Origin of the sequence: Advenella kashmirensis W13003, from assembly GCF_000506985.1 — a bacterium.
In the GTDB taxonomy this organism is placed as follows: domain Bacteria; phylum Pseudomonadota; class Gammaproteobacteria; order Burkholderiales; family Burkholderiaceae_B; genus Advenella; species Advenella kashmirensis_A.
Window position 1 is genome coordinate 1,996,639 of the sequence record NZ_KI650979.1, and the last position, 17,764, is coordinate 2,014,402.

Annotated in this window: 23 protein-coding genes and 1 tRNA gene; 16 read left to right on the plus strand and 8 right to left on the minus strand. The window is 55.3% G+C overall.

The genetic code is table 11. The annotated features are described in order from the left end of the window. The first annotated feature begins 96 nt into the window (after positions 1–96). The 7 genes from hisA to tatC all read left to right on the plus strand — a co-directional run bounded on the left by hisA (position 97) and on the right by tatC (position 4,227). Complete coding sequence (gene hisA, locus W822_RS33070) at positions 97–849, plus strand: 1-(5-phosphoribosyl)-5-[(5-phosphoribosylamino)methylideneamino]imidazole-4-carboxamide isomerase (RefSeq protein WP_024004910.1); 753 nt, start codon at positions 97–99, stop codon at positions 847–849. Continuing rightward, positions 846–1,649, plus strand: a complete 804-nt coding sequence (gene hisF, locus W822_RS33075; RefSeq protein ID WP_024004911.1) for an imidazole glycerol phosphate synthase subunit HisF — start codon at positions 846–848, stop codon at positions 1,647–1,649. The genes hisA and hisF overlap by 4 nt, the downstream gene beginning before the upstream one ends. Beyond that, entirely contained in the window at positions 1,646–2,038 is a 393-nt protein-coding gene (hisI, locus tag W822_RS33080; protein ID WP_024004912.1) for a phosphoribosyl-AMP cyclohydrolase, read from the plus strand. Before hisF ends, hisI begins: the two co-directional genes overlap by 4 nt. Further along, positions 2,035–2,421, plus strand: coding sequence for a phosphoribosyl-ATP diphosphatase (locus W822_RS33085; RefSeq protein WP_024004913.1), 387 nt, complete (start codon positions 2,035–2,037; stop codon positions 2,419–2,421). The genes hisI and W822_RS33085 overlap by 4 nt, the downstream gene beginning before the upstream one ends. Positions 2,422–2,511: 90 nt before the next feature. Further along, a complete protein-coding gene (tatA, locus tag W822_RS33090) occupies positions 2,512–2,790 on the plus strand; it encodes a Sec-independent protein translocase subunit TatA (protein WP_024004914.1) in 279 nt (92 codons plus the stop codon). Positions 2,791–2,857: 67 nt separating this feature from the next. Continuing rightward, positions 2,858–3,442 (plus strand): Sec-independent protein translocase protein TatB, encoded by a 585-nt coding sequence (gene tatB / locus W822_RS33095; protein WP_024004915.1) that lies wholly within the window; start codon positions 2,858–2,860, stop codon positions 3,440–3,442. Next, entirely contained in the window at positions 3,442–4,227 is a 786-nt protein-coding gene (tatC, locus tag W822_RS33100) for a twin-arginine translocase subunit TatC (protein WP_024004916.1), read from the plus strand. The genes tatB and tatC overlap by 1 nt, the downstream gene beginning before the upstream one ends. Before the next feature lie 266 nt (positions 4,228–4,493). Here the strand turns inward: tatC and W822_RS33105 are convergent, their stop codons facing one another. Next, positions 4,494–5,645 carry a S1C family serine protease gene (locus W822_RS33105; RefSeq protein ID WP_024004917.1) on the minus strand — a complete coding sequence of 384 codons (1,152 nt, stop codon included), beginning with the start codon at positions 5,643–5,645 and terminating at the stop codon, positions 4,494–4,496. Between the two features lie 11 nt (positions 5,646–5,656). Here W822_RS33105 and W822_RS33110 point away from each other — a divergent pair, with 11 nt between their 5' ends. After that, positions 5,657–6,442: a Nif3-like dinuclear metal center hexameric protein gene (locus W822_RS33110; protein ID WP_024004918.1), complete on the plus strand. Its 786-nt coding sequence runs from the start codon at positions 5,657–5,659 to the stop codon at positions 6,440–6,442. 148 nt (positions 6,443–6,590) lie between these two features. Here the strand turns inward: W822_RS33110 and mscL are convergent, their stop codons facing one another. Continuing rightward, entirely contained in the window at positions 6,591–7,046 is a 456-nt protein-coding gene (gene mscL, locus W822_RS33115) for a large conductance mechanosensitive channel protein MscL (RefSeq protein WP_024004919.1), read from the minus strand. A gap of 120 nt (positions 7,047–7,166) precedes the next feature. On the opposite strand from mscL, the gene petA reads away from it, so the two are divergent. The 6 genes from petA to W822_RS33145 all read left to right on the plus strand — a co-directional run bounded on the left by petA (position 7,167) and on the right by W822_RS33145 (position 11,631). Then, positions 7,167–7,808 carry a ubiquinol-cytochrome c reductase iron-sulfur subunit gene (petA, locus tag W822_RS33120; RefSeq protein ID WP_024004920.1) on the plus strand — a complete coding sequence of 214 codons (642 nt, stop codon included), beginning with the start codon at positions 7,167–7,169 and terminating at the stop codon, positions 7,806–7,808. Positions 7,809–7,859: 51 nt separating this feature from the next. After that, on the plus strand, positions 7,860–9,245 hold the full coding sequence (locus W822_RS33125; protein WP_024004921.1) for a cytochrome b: 1,386 nt from the start codon (positions 7,860–7,862) through the stop codon (positions 9,243–9,245). 22 nt (positions 9,246–9,267) lie between these two features. Then, on the plus strand, positions 9,268–10,119 hold the full coding sequence (locus W822_RS33130) for a cytochrome c1 (RefSeq protein ID WP_024004922.1): 852 nt from the start codon (positions 9,268–9,270) through the stop codon (positions 10,117–10,119). Positions 10,120–10,258: 139 nt separating this feature from the next. Further along, positions 10,259–10,870 (plus strand): glutathione S-transferase N-terminal domain-containing protein, encoded by a 612-nt coding sequence (locus W822_RS33135; protein WP_014749335.1) that lies wholly within the window; start codon positions 10,259–10,261, stop codon positions 10,868–10,870. Between the two features lie 44 nt (positions 10,871–10,914). After that, the gene (locus tag W822_RS33140; protein ID WP_024004923.1) at positions 10,915–11,340 is read left to right on the plus strand and encodes a ClpXP protease specificity-enhancing factor; all 426 of its coding nucleotides are present in this window, start codon (positions 10,915–10,917) and stop codon (positions 11,338–11,340) included. Positions 11,341–11,555: 215 nt separating this feature from the next. Then, a tRNA-Thr gene (locus W822_RS33145) sits at positions 11,556–11,631 on the plus strand. 96 nt (positions 11,632–11,727) lie between these two features. Here the strand turns inward: W822_RS33145 and W822_RS33150 are convergent. Further along, the gene (locus W822_RS33150; protein WP_024004924.1) at positions 11,728–12,306 is read right to left on the minus strand and encodes a cob(I)yrinic acid a,c-diamide adenosyltransferase; all 579 of its coding nucleotides are present in this window, start codon (positions 12,304–12,306) and stop codon (positions 11,728–11,730) included. A 146-nt stretch (positions 12,307–12,452) separates the two neighbouring features. Between W822_RS33150 and W822_RS33155 the strand changes: the two genes are divergently transcribed. Continuing rightward, positions 12,453–12,746 carry a copper-binding protein gene (locus W822_RS33155; protein ID WP_034280131.1) on the plus strand — a complete coding sequence of 98 codons (294 nt, stop codon included), beginning with the start codon at positions 12,453–12,455 and terminating at the stop codon, positions 12,744–12,746. Positions 12,747–12,883: 137 nt separating this feature from the next. On the opposite strand, the gene hslU is transcribed toward W822_RS33155, so the two are convergent. From hslU to W822_RS33180, 5 genes are all read right to left on the minus strand, one after another. After that, the gene (gene hslU / locus W822_RS33160) at positions 12,884–14,215 is read right to left on the minus strand and encodes an ATP-dependent protease ATPase subunit HslU (RefSeq protein ID WP_024004926.1); all 1,332 of its coding nucleotides are present in this window, start codon (positions 14,213–14,215) and stop codon (positions 12,884–12,886) included. A 14-nt stretch (positions 14,216–14,229) separates the two neighbouring features. Further along, complete coding sequence (gene hslV / locus W822_RS33165; RefSeq protein ID WP_024004927.1) at positions 14,230–14,763, minus strand: ATP-dependent protease subunit HslV; 534 nt, start codon at positions 14,761–14,763, stop codon at positions 14,230–14,232. Between the two features lie 72 nt (positions 14,764–14,835). After that, on the minus strand, positions 14,836–15,285 hold the full coding sequence (dksA, locus tag W822_RS33170; RefSeq protein WP_024004928.1) for an RNA polymerase-binding protein DksA: 450 nt from the start codon (positions 15,283–15,285) through the stop codon (positions 14,836–14,838). 102 nt (positions 15,286–15,387) lie between these two features. Next, the gene (locus W822_RS33175; protein ID WP_024004929.1) at positions 15,388–16,512 is read right to left on the minus strand and encodes a CobW family GTP-binding protein; all 1,125 of its coding nucleotides are present in this window, start codon (positions 16,510–16,512) and stop codon (positions 15,388–15,390) included. 235 nt (positions 16,513–16,747) lie between these two features. After that, positions 16,748–17,269 carry a Fur family transcriptional regulator gene (locus tag W822_RS33180; RefSeq protein ID WP_024004930.1) on the minus strand — a complete coding sequence of 174 codons (522 nt, stop codon included), beginning with the start codon at positions 17,267–17,269 and terminating at the stop codon, positions 16,748–16,750. A 158-nt stretch (positions 17,270–17,427) separates the two neighbouring features. On the opposite strand from W822_RS33180, the gene W822_RS33185 reads away from it, so the two are divergent. After that, positions 17,428–17,727: a hypothetical protein gene (locus W822_RS33185; protein ID WP_024004931.1), complete on the plus strand. Its 300-nt coding sequence runs from the start codon at positions 17,428–17,430 to the stop codon at positions 17,725–17,727. Positions 17,728–17,764 lie beyond the last annotated feature (37 nt).

The window sequence follows — 17,764 nt, forward strand, 5'->3', positions numbered from 1 at the left end:
CCACAAGGTCTTGGCAGTTGGGTGAACATTGAAAGCACGCCAGCGCGTTCAATGTTTCAATATTAATGCAATTTTTATTTTGATAATCTGACCGTTATGCTGCTCATACCAGCCATTGATTTAAAGGACGGACGCTGTGTCCGCCTGCGCCAGGGCGATTTGAAGGACGCCACCATTTTTTCCGAAGATCCGGTCACTGTTGCGGAGCAATGGTTTGATCAGGGCGCCAGGCGACTGCATCTGGTCGATCTGAACGGCGCGGTTGCCGGCAAACCCAAAAACGAAGACGTGATAAAAGCGATTGTACGGGCGGTCGGCGACGACATTCCGGTACAGATCGGCGGTGGCATCCGTGACCTGGACACTATCGAACGTTATCTGGATTTCGGCATTGAGTACATTATTATCGGAACAGCAGCCGTCAAGGACCCCGGTTTTCTGCAGGACGCCTGCAGTGCTTTTCCCGGCAATATCATCGTCGGCCTGGACGCCAAAGACGGCAAAGTCGCCACCGATGGCTGGAGCAAGCTGACCCGGCATGACGTGCTGGACCTGGGGCGCAAATTTGAAGACTACGGCGTCGAATCCATTATTTATACCGATATCGGGCGCGATGGCATGCTGACCGGCGTTAACGTCGAAGCGACCGTACGACTGGCGCAACACGTGAAAATTCCGGTCATTGCCTCGGGCGGCGTCACCAATCTGGGTGATATCGAAGCCTTGTGTGCGGTCGAGCAGGAAGGCGTTGAAGGCGTTATTCTGGGACGCAGCATTTACGAAGGCACGCTGGACTTTCAGTCAGCACAGGATCTGGCAGACGAACTGAACGGGGACGACGAGGAGTGACGCAATCAACGGCGCCCGTACACACCCTGACCACCCGGGTCATCCCCTGCCTTGATGTGACTGCGGGTCGCGTAGTCAAGGGTGTCAATTTTGTCGAGTTGCGCGATGCCGGCGATCCGGTGGAAATCGCCCGGCGTTACAACGAACAGGGAGCCGATGAACTCACTTTTCTGGATATCACGGCGACCAGCGATGGCAAAGATTTGACGCTATCGATGATTGAACAGGTTGCTTCCGAAGTATTCATTCCGCTTACGGTGGGCGGCGGTGTTCGCGCCCTGGCTGATGTGCAGCGCCTCCTGAATGCAGGAGCCGACAAGGTCTCCATCAATAGCGCCGCGGTGAACGAGCCCGAGCTGGTGCGCGCCTGTGCCGATTATTATGGCTCGCAGTGTATCGTGGTGGCGGTTGATGCACGGCGCGTTTCGGCGCCCGGAGAGGCGCTGCGCTGGGAGGTTTTTACTCACGGCGGACGCAAGCCAACCGGCATTGATGCGGTGGCCTGGGCCGTGCGCATGGCCCGTTATGGCGCCGGCGAACTTCTGATTACCAGCATGGACCAGGACGGCACGCAGGCCGGGTTCGACCTGCAGCTGACTCGCACCATTTCCGATGCCGTGGCCGTGCCCGTGATCGCCTCCGGCGGGGTGGGCAATCTGCAGCATTTGTGCGACGGCGTCAACGAAGGGCGCGCCAGTGCGGTACTGGCCGCCAGCATTTTCCATTATGGCGACTACAGTATCGCGCAGGCCAAAGCCTATATGGCTGAGCACGGCATACAGGTCAGGAATACACAATGAACTGGATAGACGAAGTGGTATTTGACGCGGACGGTCTGGTCCCGGCGATCGCGCAGGATGGGCAAAGCGGCCGTATCCTGATGGTTGCCTGGATGAACCGCGAGGCGCTGCAGGAAACCGTTGATACGCACAGGGCCGTTTACTGGTCCCGTTCGCGCAAGCGCCTGTGGCGCAAGGGCGAAGAGTCGGGCAACACCCAGCAGGTGAGCGCGGTACGGCTCGATTGCGATGGCGATGTGATCCTGCTGACTGTCGAGCAGGCTGGTGGTGTAGCCTGCCATACCGGACGTGAAAGCTGTTTTTTTCGGGAATTGGCGCAGGCAGACGGGCTGGCCGAATGGAAAGTGACCGATGCGGTCCTGAAAGATCCGGAGACCATGTACAAATGACACAGGATACGTCACCCGAACGGTCATCGGCCACCATTCTGGCGCGTCTTGCCGATGTGCTGGAAACACGCACACCGGCGGCCGGCGGTGATCCGCAATCGTCATACACGGCCAAATTGCTGGCGCGCGGGCCTGATGCCTTTTTGAAAAAAATCGGCGAAGAAGCGACAGAACTGGTGATGGCCGCCAAAGATGGCGTGCCCGAACGCATTGTCTCTGAAACAGCAGACTTGTGGTTTCATTGCCTTGTCACACTGACCCATTATGGTTTGCGTCCGGAGGCCGTTCTGGCTGAACTGGCGCGTCGCGAAGGGTTGTCGGGTCTTGAAGAAAAAGCCGCCAGACCGCCCGAAAATGACACGACCTCCGCTCACAAGGCATGACTGATATCATAGTCATGATATTTCCCTATTGAATCATCAATTAATTGGTATAGTATGCGTATTCACGCAAACTGATTTCAGGAGTAAAACATGGGCAGTTTAAGTATCTGGCACTGGTTGATCGTACTGGTCATCATTGCCCTCATTTTCGGTACCAAAAAGCTGCGCAACGTGGGTGAAGATCTGGGTGGCGCCGTCAAAGGGTTTAAAAAAGGCATCAAGGATGCCAATGAAGAGGTCGACGCTTCCAAAGAGCAGGATCCGCTTAACCGCAAAGTCGCCGACACTCCGAATCCCACACGTCCCGACACGGTCGTTCGTCCTGATCAGGACACGATTGACGTCCAGGCGCGCGACAAATCCGAGTAACCCTGGCGTGCCTCCGGTTGGGACAGCCTGTGGCCTGTTCCGCCGATTTTCTTGAAAAGTTGCAAGCATGTTTGGTCTAAGTTTCGGAGAGCTGTTCATCATTGGTGTGGTGGGGCTGATTGTGATCGGTCCCGAACGCCTGCCGACGGTCGCCCGTACGCTGGGTCATCTGGTTGGCCGGGCGCAGCGCTATGTCAGTGACGTTAAAAGCGACATACAGCGTGAAATGGATATCCAGGAAATTGCAAAAATAAAAGACGAAATGCAATCGGCCGTCAGCGACGTCAAGTCGTCTGTGGAAGATACGGCGAGCGCCTTGCGCAACCCCGTCAATGCGCTTCGGGATGATCTGGAGCGAACCGGCCAGTCTGTGCGCGACAGCGTCAGCGGCGAAACGGCGACTTCACAGCCGGATGCCGTGCAAGTGCCGGCAGCTGCAGAGGCTGGTTCGACACCAGCAGAAGCTGACCCAAAACCGACAGTGAAACCGGCTGAGCCTGATCTGCCGCCTGCAGAATCTGTTTCGCAGCCCACAGAATCGGCTCCGAAATCAGCCGAGTCTGCTTCGAGCCTTGCCGGGGGTCCCGCTGCGAAACCTGCCGAGACTGATCGCCCAGCATCTGTTCCTACCCGTTCTGATAATCACAGCTGATGGCCAATCCCATTCTTCCTCCCGATCACGAGCAGGAAAGCCTGCCCGAGGACAGTTTCTTTTCTCATTTGATTGAGCTGCGTTCCCGCCTGATCAAGGCGCTGTTGTGCGTGATCGCGATTTTTGCCGTGCTGTGCATTTACCCTGGCACCGGGGCGGTTTATGATTTTGTCGCAAAGCCGATGATCGACTCGCTGCCTGCTGGCAACCGGATGATTGCAACTGGGGTGATTACGCCGTTCCTGGTGCCGCTGAAGGTCACGCTATTGCTGGCCTTTATGATCGGTTTGCCTTATGTGCTGTATCAGGCGTGGGCGTTCATTGCACCGGGCTTGTATCGTCACGAAAAACAGCTGGCCATGCCGCTGGTGCTCTCCAGTACGCTGCTGTTTTTCTTTGGCATGGCCTTTTGCTATTACGTCGTTTTCCATACGGTTTTCCATTTCATCGCGATGGTTTCGCCCGAGTCTATTAATTTTGCACCGGATATCGAAGCCTACCTGGGCTTTGTCATGACCATGTTCCTGGCATTTGGCGTGACCTTTGAGGTACCTATCGTTGTGGTGGTGCTTGTCAGCACCGGCATTGTTGCCGCAGATAAACTCAAGGCGATGCGCGGCTACGTGATTGTGGGGGCCTTTGTGGTGGCGGCGATCGTCACGCCTCCCGACGTCATGTCCCAGCTGCTGCTGGCCATTCCTCTCTGCCTGTTGTTTGAATTGGGCCTGTTTGCCGCGCGTTTTGTGAAGGTGCGTAATCTGGACCGGGAAGAGCCGCAGGAATAATTTTCTGAAGGTGCACAATCTGGAGCAGGACGAGCCATGGAGCCGGAAGATTAAAACAGGGCGGGTCGACCTTTGCAGGTCGCTGTGCTGATGTCCGGCTGCGGCGGGCATCTTTTTCAGTGCTCATCCGTTGTTTTGTGCCAGCTACACCACACCACATCACACCGCATCGCATCACGCCGACCGACCTAACCCAAGTCAGGCCATGTTGGGTCAGGATAGGACAAGACAACGGGCAGGCGTGTCATTATTGTTGATGTGCCCACTCAGTTGGTACGTGTCTGTTGCGGACGTTTTCCCAGAGTCACAATAAAGTCGTGAGTCTTGCCGCCGCGCAGGACGGTGAAGGTCACTTTGGACTGCGGCGCAAATTCGGCAATTTTATTCAGCAAATGATCGGTGCCGGCGATATCCTCGCCATTGGCCGAGAGCAGGATGTCACCGACCAGCAGACCCGCCTGTCCGGCCGGCCCGTTCGGAGCCAGTGTGGCAATGATCACGCCGTTGGTGTTTTTCAGATTGAAGGCCCGGGCCAGGTCGGTGGTGATATCCTGTGGTTCAATCCCCAGCCAGCCACGCGAGACGCTGCCGGTCTTGATGATTTCGTTCATGATGCGCATGGCGGTATCGGCGGGCGTGGCAAAGCCGATACCCAGGGAGCCGCCATCGGCCGATTCGGTGTAAATAGCGGTGTTGATACCGATCAGGTCACCGCGCGAATTGATCAATGCACCACCCGAATTGCCCGGGTTAATGGCGGCATCGGTCTGGATAAAATTCTCATAGGTGTTGATGCCCAATCCGGTGCGTCCCAGCGCTGAGACAATGCCCATGGTGGTGGTCTGGCCCACGCCGAAGGGATTGCCGATGGCCAGGACAATGTCGCCGATGCGCGGTGTATTTCCAGCGTTGTAATGAATGACCGGCAGGTCAGGCAGCTCCGCTTTCAGGACGGCCAGATCGGTATCGGGGTCGGAGCCAATCAGCTTGGCGGGGGCCTTGCGCCCGTCAGACAGGCCTATTTCAATGGAGTCGGCCGCCTCAATGACATGATAGTTGGTCAGGATATACCCTTTGTCCGAGGCAATCACACCCGAACCCAGGTTGGTGGGCCCCATTGTGTTCTGATCCTTGTTATCCTTGATGAACGGCTTGAGCGCGGGCACATCGGGCAGGTTCTTGAACGGCGATTCGATATTCTTGGTTGTGTAAATATTCACGACCGATGGGGTAGCCGCCGCGACAGCGGCAGCAAAGCTTAGGCTGTCGCTGGCCGTCACCGATGTGGTGACGGGCGCGACGCGGCCATCATTCCTGGTGGCGGGCGTCAGCCAGCCCGGGCGCAATGTTGTAATAGTAAATACCAGCGCCAGGCAGACAGTAACTGCCTGAGATAACAGTAACCAGAAACGATACATAGGAAGACGTGGTGAATAAGATTCTTGTACAGGATTTGCTGAGCTGGCTTGACCTGCAATTAAAACCAGCCCTCTTTCAGGATTATGCACCAAACGGGCTGCAGCTGCAGGGGAAGCCGGAAATAAAAAAGGTGATTACAGGTGTGACGGCATCGGCACGCTTGCTGGAAATCGCCGCAGAGCGGGACGCCGACGCGGTGCTGGTTCATCACGGATGGTTCTGGAAGGGTGAAAACCCCTGTATTGTCGGCAGCAAATTCGAACGGGTGGCGTTGGCAATAAGACACGGATTGAACGTGATTGGCTATCATCTGCCGCTGGATGCGCACCCGCAATGGGGCAACAATGCTCAACTGGCAAGGGTCCTGGGCCTGGTCCCCGATCGTGTCGACGATGGCAGCGGCCTGCCATCCGTGTTCGGCAGGGGCGGTCTGATCTGGTCCGGGCAATTGCCGCCGCAAGTGCAGACACTGTCCGATCTGGGCCATACAATCGAAGCGGTGATGGGGCGCAAGCCGTTGCTTATTGGCAACACGGACCGGCCCTTAAGGCGTATTGCCTGGTGTACTGGTGGCGCACAGGGCATGTTCGAAGAAGCCATTGACCGTGGCGTTGATGTTTACCTGACCGGCGAGGCGTCCGAGCAGGTCTACCATCAGGCGGTGGAATCGGGCGTCGCCTATGTGGGCGCAGGTCATCATGCGACTGAACGCTACGGCGTGCAGGCCCTGGGCGAAGCCATCGCGCAGCAGTTCGGTGTGAATGTGGAGTTTGTGGATATCGACAATCCGGTATAGGTCTCGCCTGCCTTGCTGCGTCATTGGCGGCAGGATGTCGCGCTTTTTCCTGGCGATGGCAAAAAAAAACAACATCGGCATCGGCGGATGTTGTTTTTTTACCATGTCATAGCGGACCGACGGCTGCAGGCGGCCGGCAAGGGAGACATCAAACCGTTGGTTTCTGGCGCAGCAGATCGCGGATTTCCCTGAGCAGGGCGACGTCGGCAGGATCGGCCTCGGCGGCTTGCTCTTTTTCTTTTTCAAACGTAGCGCGTGCTTTGGAGATCGCCTTGACCAGGCAGAAGATGACCAGCGCCAGCAGAAGAAAATTGATGAAGATCGTGAGGAAGTTGCCGTAGGCAAGCAGGTTGGCACCGGCTTTGCTCATGGCTTCGTAAGTGCGGGGGCCTGCATAGCCGTCCGGTTCAGACAATACGATGAATTTATTGGCAAAATCGACGGACCCTCCCAGGATGAAATTGACTATAGGCATGATCACGTCTTTGACGATGGAGTCAATAATTTTCCCGAACGCCGCGCCAATAATGACACCAACGGCCAGATCAATCATGTTACCTTTGATTGCAAACTCTTTGAACTCGTTTATAAAACCTTTACTCATGATTACGTCCTTTTTTCCACGCCCGGCACGGGCACCGGTATATAATAAACGGTTGCCAAATTATGTACACATAAAATATAGTAAATTTTAGTACCTTGAGTGTATCAACAAGGATGGATAATGAGTCAGGATTCAATACAGTATGACAATCAGGAGCCGGCATCACCAGCGGTGCTGCCTTCTGATCCGCAAAGACGCATGTGGCTGGGTACAGCCTGTGCAGTGGGTGGTGTAGCTGGAGTGGCAACTGCCGTTCCGTTTGTTGCGTCAATGAACCCGTCCGATCGGGCCAAGGCAGCGGGGGCTCCCGTCGAAATTTCCCTCAACGGTATCGCACCAGGTACCATGATCACCGCAGAGTGGCAGGGTAAACCGGTTTGGGTTATTCATCGCACACAGGCCATGATCGACGGCCTGACCAAAAATGACTCGCATCTGGCTGACCCCAAATCCGAACGTCCTGACTATACTCCTGATTTTGCCAAGAACGAAGGCCGTTCACGCAAACCTGAATGGTTCATCTGTGTTGGTATCTGTACTCACTTAGGCTGTTCTCCTTCGCCCCGTTTCGCCATCGGCGGTTCCGAGGGCATGGGCTCCGACTGGGAAGGCGGCTTTCTGTGCCCCTGCCATGGTTCCCATTTTGATCTGGCCGGCCGGGTATTCAAGAATCAGCCCGCGCCTGACAATCTTCTCATTCCCCCTTATTACTTCGTCGACGATAACACCGTTATGGTTGGCCTGGAAAAAGCGGAAGGCTGATCCAAATGATCCGTCTGATCTCTTGCCTAGTTAGAAAAGGAGCCCTGTAAAATGGCTGGCGAAAAAGTTGTAGAAACGACAGGATTGTTGGGTTGGGTGGATCGACGCTTCCCACTGACAACTCTGTGGAAGGCCCATCTGTCCGAATATTACGCACCCAAGAACTTCAACTTCTGGTATTTCTTCGGTTCATTGGCATTGCTGGTACTGGTCATTCAGATTGTGACCGGTATTTTCATGGTCATGCACTATAAGCCCGATGCCGCGCTGGCGTTTGCATCGGTTGAATACATCATGCGCGAAGTGCCTTATGGCTGGATTATCCGCTATATGCACTCGACCGGCGCCTCCATGTTCTTCGTGGTGGTCTACCTGCACATGTTGCGTGGCCTGTTCTATGGTTCATACCGCAAGCCACGCGAGCTGGTCTGGATCTTCGGCGTGGCCATTTTCCTCTGTCTGATGGCGGAAGCCTTCTTCGGCTATCTGCTGCCATGGGGTCAAATGTCGTTCTGGGGTGCCCAGGTTATTGTGAACCTGTTCTCAGCCATTCCTTATGTCGGTCCTGACCTGTCTATCTGGATTCGTGGCGATTTCGTTGTCTCTGACGCAACGCTCAACCGCTTTTTCGCTTTCCACGTGATCGCCATCCCGCTGGTGCTGATCGGCCTGGTCGCCGCTCACCTGATTGCGCTGCATGAAGTCGGATCGAACAACCCCGACGGTGTCGAGATCAAGGAAAAGAAAGACGCCAACGGTCGTCCGCTGGACGGCATTCCGTTCCATCCTTACTATTCCGTGCACGACCTAATGGGCGTGGTCGGTTTCCTTATCGTGTTTGCCGCAATCATGTTCTTTGCGCCGACCATGGGTGGTTACTTCCTGGAAGCGAACAACTTCGTGCCGGCTGATGCATTCAAAACACCGCCGCACATTGCGCCTGTCTGGTATTTCACGCCGTTCTATTCCATGCTGCGCGCCACGACCGACGAGTTCACCTGGGTCTTGGTTGCCCTGGCGCTCATTTTTGCGGTCGGCCTGTTGTTCAGCAAGAATCTGAAAGGCATCTGGAAAATCATTTTCCCTGTTATCCTGGTGCTGCTTGCTGTTGCCCTGCGTGTCTACGATGCCAAGTTCTGGGGTGTGGTCATCATGGGCGGTACCGTGGTCATTCTGGGTTTCCTGCCGTGGCTCGATCAGTCACCGGTCAAGTCCATCCGCTATCGTCCGGACTGGCACAAGCTGGTATATGCCGTATTCCTGATCGACTTCGTGATCCTGGGTATCATTGGTACCAAAGCGCCAAGTCCTGTTCTGAATATTATTTCTCAAGTGGGTACACTGATTTACTTGGCTTTCTTCCTGTTCATGCCAATCTGGAGCCGGCTGGGCACGTTCAAGAAAGTCCCCGATCGTGTGACCTTCCATCCCCACTAAGTTGAAAAATACAGGAACGAACATGTTTAAAAAGTTATTAGGCGCATTGTTACTGGCCGTCACGTTTGCCACTCCTGTCCTGGCCGCCGAAGGCGGCATGGAGTGGGATCGTGCGCCCGACCGTGTCAATCATCTGGCTTCACTGCAAAATGGTGCGAAGCTTTTCGTCAACTACTGTCTGAACTGTCACAGTGCCAGTTCCATGCGCTACAACAAGCTCACGGAACTGGGCCTGACCGAAGAGCAGATCAAGGAAAACCTCCTGTTTACAGGCGACAAGGTCGGCGAGCTCATGCATGTTGCCATGAGTCCTGCCGATGCCAAGGCCTGGTTTGGTGCAGCGCCGCCCGATCTGTCAGTCATCGCGCGTGCCAAGGCGGAAAACATGGGTATGAATGGTACAGACTATATCTATACGTACCTGCGTACCTTCTATCGTGATACTTCCCGTCCGCTGGGCTGGAATAACCTGGTGTTCCCGAACGTCGGTATGCCGCACGCTCTCTGGACGCTGCAAGGTCCGCGCGAGCTGACCACCGTCGATATCCACCCGGTTGAAAAAGACGGCAAGCAGGAATGGCACAAAATCACCACGAAAGTGGACTCCGAAGGCTTCAAGTCTGTTGTCAGCGAAGAGCCACTGCCTGAGTACCATGGCAGCGCATCGTCTCACTCGACATTGGCCTATCTGAATCCGGCCAATCAGGCCGAATACGATAATGACGTTGCCGACCTGACTGCGTTTCTGGGGTGGATGTCAGAACCTGAACAACTGCTTCGCAAGAAGCTGGGTGTCTGGGTTCTGCTGTTCCTCGGGCTGTTTTTTGTCGTAGCCTGGAGGCTGAACGCGTCTTACTGGAAACACGTCAAGTAAGCGTTACCGGCAGCAGACGGACCGCCCCGAAGCGTTCCCTTTGCTGCCGATATCAGAACCACTGTGATTCGGGTCAGTGCTTGTTGTATGATGGCACTGACCTTTTCTTTTTATATTTTTTTGCGGGAGACTGCACGCCATGATGGTGCTTTATTCTGGAACCACGTGTCCATTTTCTCAACGCTGCCGTTTCGTTCTGTACGAAAAGGGCATGGACTTTGAGGTTCGTGATATTGACCTGTTCAACAAGCCCGAGGATATCTCGGTCATGAACCCCTACGGTCGCGTGCCCATCCTGGTTGAGCGCGACCTGATTCTGTACGAATCCAATATTATCAATGAGTACATTGATGAGCGTTTCCCGCATCCGCAACTGATGCCGGCCGATCCGGTCATGCGCGCCCGTACCCGCCTGTTCCTGCACAATTTCGAGAAAGAGCTGTTTGTGCACGTGGGCGTGCTGGAAGATCGTTCTGCCCGCTCCGACGAGAAGAAGCTGGAAAATGCCCGTCGCATGATCCGCGATCGTCTGTCGCAACTGGCGCCGTTGCTGATCAAGAACCGCTACATGCTGGGCGAAGAGTTCTCCATGCTTGACGTGACGATGGCGCCGCTGCTGTGGCGTCTGGATCATTACGGTATTGAGTTGCCCAAAAACGCAGCGCCGATCCAGAAATACGCCGAACGCATCTTCTCGCGTCCGGCTTATATCGAGGCATTGACGCCATCTGAAAAGGTTATGCGCCGCTGATGCGCGACCGGGTAACAGCATCGCCACAGTCAAAAGGAAAGTGAATGGAAAAGCCATCTACCAAACCGTATCTGTTGCGTGCCTGGCATGAGTGGTGTACCGATGCCGGTTACACCCCTCACCTGGTCGTTCATGTAGATGCCGCCTGCCAGATTCCCCGTGAGTTCGTTCGCGATGAGCGCATTACGTTGAACGTGGGCGCCATGGCGACCAATCGGCTGGTCATGGGCAATGACTGGATCGAGTTCCAGGCGCGATTTGGCGGGGTGTCTCGTCAGATTTCCGTGCCGGTAGCCCGGGTCGAGGCAATTTACGCCCGTGAGACCCAGGAAGGGATGCAGTTCGAAGTCGAAGAATATGATCTGGCCGACAGCGCTGCTGCAGATGCTCATGATGGGCCTGCGCCTGACGACGACCCGCCACCGCCCGGGCCAAAGGAAAAAGCACCCTGGCTGAAGGTGGTGAAGTAGCAGTCGCGAAATAGTAGCAACGATGGCAGTGCAGAAATAGCAGTGCAGAAATAGGGGCGCCGGACTTGTCTGCCCCTTTTTCTTGTCTGGACGCTGCCTGAAGACCTCCGATGTAGCGGTTTTGCTGCAAAAACCAGACAGGAGCAGCGCTTTTTTGCGCGTGGCATCCTTAAAACTGGACTTTTGCAGTCAGGTTCACCTATAATCTTTCTTTCGCCGGTTTAGCTCAGTTGGTAGAGCAGCTGATTTGTAATCAGAAGGTCGAGGGTTCAACTCCTTTAACCGGCACCAGAATTCAAACGCCCCGTCTGTCATCCATACTCTTGGTATGGTGAGAGCGGGGCTTTTGTTTGGACGCCTGGTGGATATTCTTTGGGCGCTTTTTGCTCAGGGCTCTGACTGAGTATCGCTTGCGGTTTTGGCAGCGGCCTGCCAGAAAATATCGCTTTGTCCGGCATGCTGGTTCAGTTTGCGGGCGAGCACAAAGAGGCAGTCCGATAGCCGGTTCAGATAGTGGCGAGCTACGTCGCTGACCGGTTCAACGGCATTGAGCGCCACCACACTGCGTTCGGCCCGACGACACACGCTGCGGCACACATGGGCCTGTGCGGCCGGCGCACAACCCCCAGGCAAAATGAATTCACGCAACGCAGGCAGGGTCGCATTGTGAGCGTGCACAGCCTCTTCCAGCGTGGCCACATGCGGTTGCGCCAGCGCCGTATAGCCCGGCACACTGAGTTCTGCTCCCAGGTCGAACAAGCGGTGCTGCACCTGTTGCAGCAGTTGAGCGATATCCTGCGGCAGGGCCGCTGTCGCCACGAGCAGCCCAATCTGGCTGTTGAGTTCGTCCACGTCACCGATGGCCTGGATGCGCTCACTGTTTTTGGATACGCGGGAGCCATCGCCCAGACCCGTCGTGCCGTCGTCGCCGGTTTTAGTGATAATTGAAGTCAGTCTGTCGGTCATTAGGCTGGTCAAGGTTTGTTTTGTTGCAACAGCAGCTATGATACCGGCACTTGAAGCGCCGTGTAACCGCTGTGACCATATCTTTGTATTGTGTGCCGTCTTTTGTCCTAAAATGAAGCTCAATAGACGAGTTTATGGAGGTGCGCGTGAAAAAATCAATTGCGGCTGTGATATTGGGACTGGCTGCTGCCGTGGCGGTGACCGGTGTTGCTCAGGCTCAGGAAACCGGGCGTGGCAGCGGAGAGGTGCGGCGCATTCAACCGGATCAAGGGAAAATTGCCATCAAACAGGGCGCCATCAGTGACTTGAAGCTGCCCGCCATGACGCTGTCCTATCGTATTGATGCCAGCCTGCTAAAGAATATCAAGCCTGGCGATTCCGTCAGCTTTACCGCTGAGCGGGTGGGCAAGGAATATGTGATCAAGGAAATCAGTAATTAGCCAGGCTCGTACAGTGGATGTCGTACCGGGCGCGCCGTGACGGGCTGGCATGTAGACTTGTAGCTTATACCGACGTGGCGTGTAAAAAAAGGAGCGAGAATGTTTTCTCGCTCCTTTTGTTTTGACTGCGTTAATGCTTACAGCACGTAACGCGCCAGATCCTGGCTGCTGGCGGCTTCTTCCAGTTTGCTGTTGACATATTCAGCGTCAATCTGCACGACCTTGCCGCTGCTGGTCGTGGCGTCGAATGACAGGTCTTCCAGCAGTTTTTCCATCACGGTATACAAGCGACGTGCGCCGATATTCTCGGTGCGTTCGTTCACGTCGAACGCCAATTCGGCCAGGCGATGGATGCCCTCGGTGGTAAATTCCAGCACGACATCTTCGGTGGCCATCAGCGCGGTGTACTGTTTGGTCAGCGAGGCATCGGTATCGGACAGAATACGTACGAAATCGTCTGTGGTCAGTGAATCGAGCTCAACGCGGATGGGAAAGCGTCCCTGCAGTTCGGGAATCAGATCCGACGGGCGCGACAGGTGAAATGCGCCTGACGCAATGAACAGAATGTGATCCGTGCGCACCATGCCGTATTTGGTATTAACGGTCGTACCTTCTACCAATGGCAACAGATCGCGCTGGACACCCTGACGGGAGACATCGCCGCCGCCGTGTTCCTGGCGGGTGGCGATTTTGTCAATTTCGTCCAGAAAGACGATGCCCTGCTGTTCGGCATTTTTTACTGCAGCAGTACGGATTTCCTCTTCATTGACGCGTTTGGCTGCCTCTTCATCGACCAGCAGTTTGAAGGCATTCTTTACGGTCATTTTCGTGGCTTTTTTCTTATCACGACTCAGGCCGGCAAACATGCCCTTGAGCTGCTCGGTCATGTCCTCCATGCCGGGAGGCGCCATGATCTCCATATGCGGCATGGGCTGATTGACATCAATTTCGATTTCGGTGTCATCCAGCTGGCCTTCACGCAACTTTTTGCGGAAAGTCTGTCTGGCGGTATTTTCCTGGCGCAACGGTTCGCCATTGCTATCGCGCGGTGGGGCGATCAGCACATCAAGAATGCGATCTTCAGCAGCATCTTCGGCCTGGGTGCGCACGCGGCGTGTTTCAAGCTCCCGGGTCTGTTTGATCGAGATCTCGACCAGGTCGCGGATAATGGTGTCCACATCGCGGCCGACGTAGCCCACTTCGGTAAACTTGGTCGCTTCGATCTTGATGAAAGGCGCGTTGGCCAGTTTGGCCAGGCGCCGGGCGATCTCGGTTTTACCCACACCGGTAGGGCCGATCATCAGAATATTCTTGGGGTGGATTTCATGGCGCAGGGGCTCAGGCACCTGCTGGCGACGCCAGCGGTTGCGCAGGGCAACCGCGACGGATTTTTTTGCCTTGTTCTGACCGACAATGTTCTTGTCCAGTTCAGAGACGATTTCTTTTGGGGTCATGACACTCGCTGACATACTGATCTTTCCGGTTAGAGAGTTTCAACAATGTGGTTGCTGTTTGTGTAAATACACAGGTCGCCCGCGATTTCCAGCGACTTCTTGACGATGGTTTCGGGAGGCAGGTCGGTGTTCTGCAGCAGTGCCAGCGCGGCAGACTGCGCGTAGGCGCCGCCGGAGCCGATGGCGGCGATGCCGTTCTCGGGTTCCAGCACATCGCCGTTGCCGGTCAGAATAAGGGTGTGTTCGCTGTCTGCGACGATCAGCATGGCCTCCAGGCGGCGTAGCACGCGATCGGTACGCCAGTCGCGTGTGAGTTCGACGGCGGCGCGCATCAGGTTGCCCTGATGTTTTTCGAGCTTGGCCTCGAAGCGTTCCTGAAGGGTAAATGCGTCGGCGGTGGCGCCAGCGAAGCCGGCCAGAATTTTGTCGTGGTACAAGCGGCGGATTTTACGTGCCGTGCCTTTGATGACAATATTGCCCAGAGTGACCTGACCATCGCCGCCGAGCGCGACCTGATTGCCGCGCCGGACGCAGACGATGGTAGTAGCGTGAAATTGTTCCATAGAGCCTTCCTGTAGTTTCCCTAGGTAGATAAGGGCAGTACAGGAAGATTTCAAGGAATGGGTCTGACTTTATTAATCTCCGTACATTTTCTGGCGCTTTTCACGCCGTTCCTGCGCTTCCAGCGACAGGGTGGCAGTGGGGCGGGCCAGCAGGCGACGCAGGCCGATAGGCTCACCGGTTTCTTCGCACCAGCCATAGTCACGCGAATCGATATGGGCTAGCGACTGCTGGACTTTTTTCAGCAACTTGCGTTCGCGATCGCGTGTGCGCAATTCCAGGGCATGCTCTTCTTCAATCGTGGCACGATCGGCCGGATCGGGTACGAACTGGGTTTCTCGCAGATTCTCGGTTGTGACCCCTGCATTATTGATGATTTCGTCTTCCAGACGCTTTAAGCGGTCGCGGAAAAACGCCAGTTGCTCATCGTTCATGTAGTCAGATTCGGGCATGGCGAGCAGTTGCTCTTCGGTCAGAAGAGGGGCGTCCGTAGTTGCATCTGTTTTTTTAGCTGCCTTAGCCATAAAACACTCCAATATATCACGTCAATAATGTTGAACAAAAGCGCAGCATATAACTGAAACAGACTGGTTAAACGCCACGCAATATGATGCTTTCAGTGCCCTTTATTTTTGTACCAGGCACTGGTTCAGCCCGTTAAGGATGACATCTTTGGGCAGCTTGCGTCCGATAAACACCATGGTGTTAGAAGGTTTTTCCTTCGCTCCCCACGGTTTGCCGGGTTCTGCGCCCATCAGCATATGTACACCCTGAAAAATCATGCGCTGACGCATGCCTTTCATATAAAGAATGCCTTTGTAACGATACAGGTCTGGACCGAATACCTGGACGACGCCGCTCAGAAATTCCTCGAGGCGTTCGGGAATGAACGGTTTGTCAGACTTGAACACAAAGGCGCCGATTTCGTCGTCGTGGTGAGCATGATGATGATCGTGGTGATCATGGCCGTGATGGTGTCCATCATGTCCATGGTCGTGACCGTGATCATGCCCATGGTCGTGACCATGTCCGTGATCGTGATCGTGATCGTGGGCCGCGTCGGGGTGCTCTTCCTTCAGAAATTCCGGATCAATGTCCAGAATGGTGTTCAGGTTGAAGCCGCTGACGTCCAGCACCTTGTTGATCTCAACCTCACCAAAATGCACCGGCAGAATTTCTGCGCGCGGGTTCATGCGAATCAGGCGATGGCGCAATGCCTCGTATTCCTGATCGGTAACCAGGTCTTTTTTGGACACCAGGATCCGGTCGGCAAATCCAACCTGTTTCTGTGCTTCCGGCTGGGTGTCTAGCGTGTCCATGCCGTGCTTGGCATCGACTACGGCAATCACGGCATCCAGGCGATAGAAAGCCGCCACGCTGTCGTCCATGAAGAAGGTCTGGCAGACAGGCCCTGGGTTGGCAACGCCGGTGGTTTCAATAATCACGCGCTCGAAACTGAGTTCGCCGCTCTGACGGCGGTTTTTCAGGTCGGTCAGGGTGTTGAGCAGGTCGCCGCGAATGGTGCAGCAGACGCAGCCGTTGGACAGCTCGATAATCTGCTCGTCGCTATCCTGCACCAGGAGTTCGTTGTCGATGCTTTCCGGCCCGAATTCGTTTTCAATGACGGCGATGCGATTGCCGTGGTGTTCGGTCAGAATACGTTTCAGAAGTGTCGTTTTGCCTGCCCCCAGAAAGCCCGTGAGGACAGTGACAGGGATCATTTTATCTGCTTGTGCTTGCGTTTGTGTCATAGCGTTCAAACGTCTTACCGGCAACAGAAACCGGCCGGTTCCAAAAAGACGTTTCTTAAGTCAATCGCAGGATTACATCATAGCTTTGCGAATGTGGCAAACGTTAATTGCCCGGCGTTGAAAATAAACGCATTTACTGGGGATAAACCCTAAGATCTTGATTTGTGTCATGAAATTTTCACTACTGTGTGTCTGCGCACGAAGGGTGGCGGCACCATCGTGGTGCGCCGGCTGTTCAGGGTGCGGATGCGCTTTTCTGGCTGCAATCCTGGCATATGGCGCGCAATTCCGTTTCGCTGGTGGTCTGGATAAAGCCGGCGGCCTGAATCATGTCGTGTAACTGATGACTGATCAGCGGGGCGCTCAGTTCAGCGACCTTTCCGCAGCGCGTACAAACGATCAGCAGGTCGTGGTGATGACCCGAGACGTCCTGGCATGCCGTCCAGGCATTAACGGCATCAAGCCGGTGGATCAGGCCTTCTTCGACCAGGAAGTCCAGCGCGCGGTAGACGGTCGGGGGCTTGGCCTGCGGGTAAAGCTGCTTCATGGCTTCGAGCAGCTCGTATGCTTTCAGGCTGCGGCCCGCCTCCAGCAACAGGGTCAGCACATGCTGGCGAATGGGCGTCAGGCGCGTGCCGCGCTGTTCGCAATGGCGAATGGCTTCCAGCAACTGATAGCCGACCGAGTGGCTATGGGCGGCGTGGTGGTGGGGTTGCTCCTGGGGCGGGCCCGAATCAGGGGGGGTTCTGGAAGTCATAGTCACGGCTGATGGTTGTTGAGGTAACAGTTGGAATGATACCTTATCCGGGAATAAGGACATGGCCTGGATATTTTAGGACATCGGGTTCCCGATTTGTATATAATGATATAACATATCATTTCAACCTCTTGCTTCCTCCATCGAACCCGATCGCTATGCAGAATGTATCCTTGTCTCCGGTCATGAAGCGCGTCTGCCCTACGGTAGCGTCGTCTTTCGTCAGTCATGCAGCCGTGTTGCCGAACGCTGCCGATCCGGTTTCGGCTTCTTCGGCCCGTCATCAGAATCAAGTTCACGCTGTCGGCTCGGCCTTGTCTTGCGACATGAACGAGACGACGTACACGGTTTTTCTGGCGTCCGTGTTAGCCAGGCTGGCGCCTGTGCTGGGATTGCTGCTGATGCTGTGGGGGAGCATTGCCTGGTCCGCAGGCTGGCTGGGGGCGCTGGGCGGCTGAGCTGCTGACCCGTACGCCGCGACATCATCATTTTTGC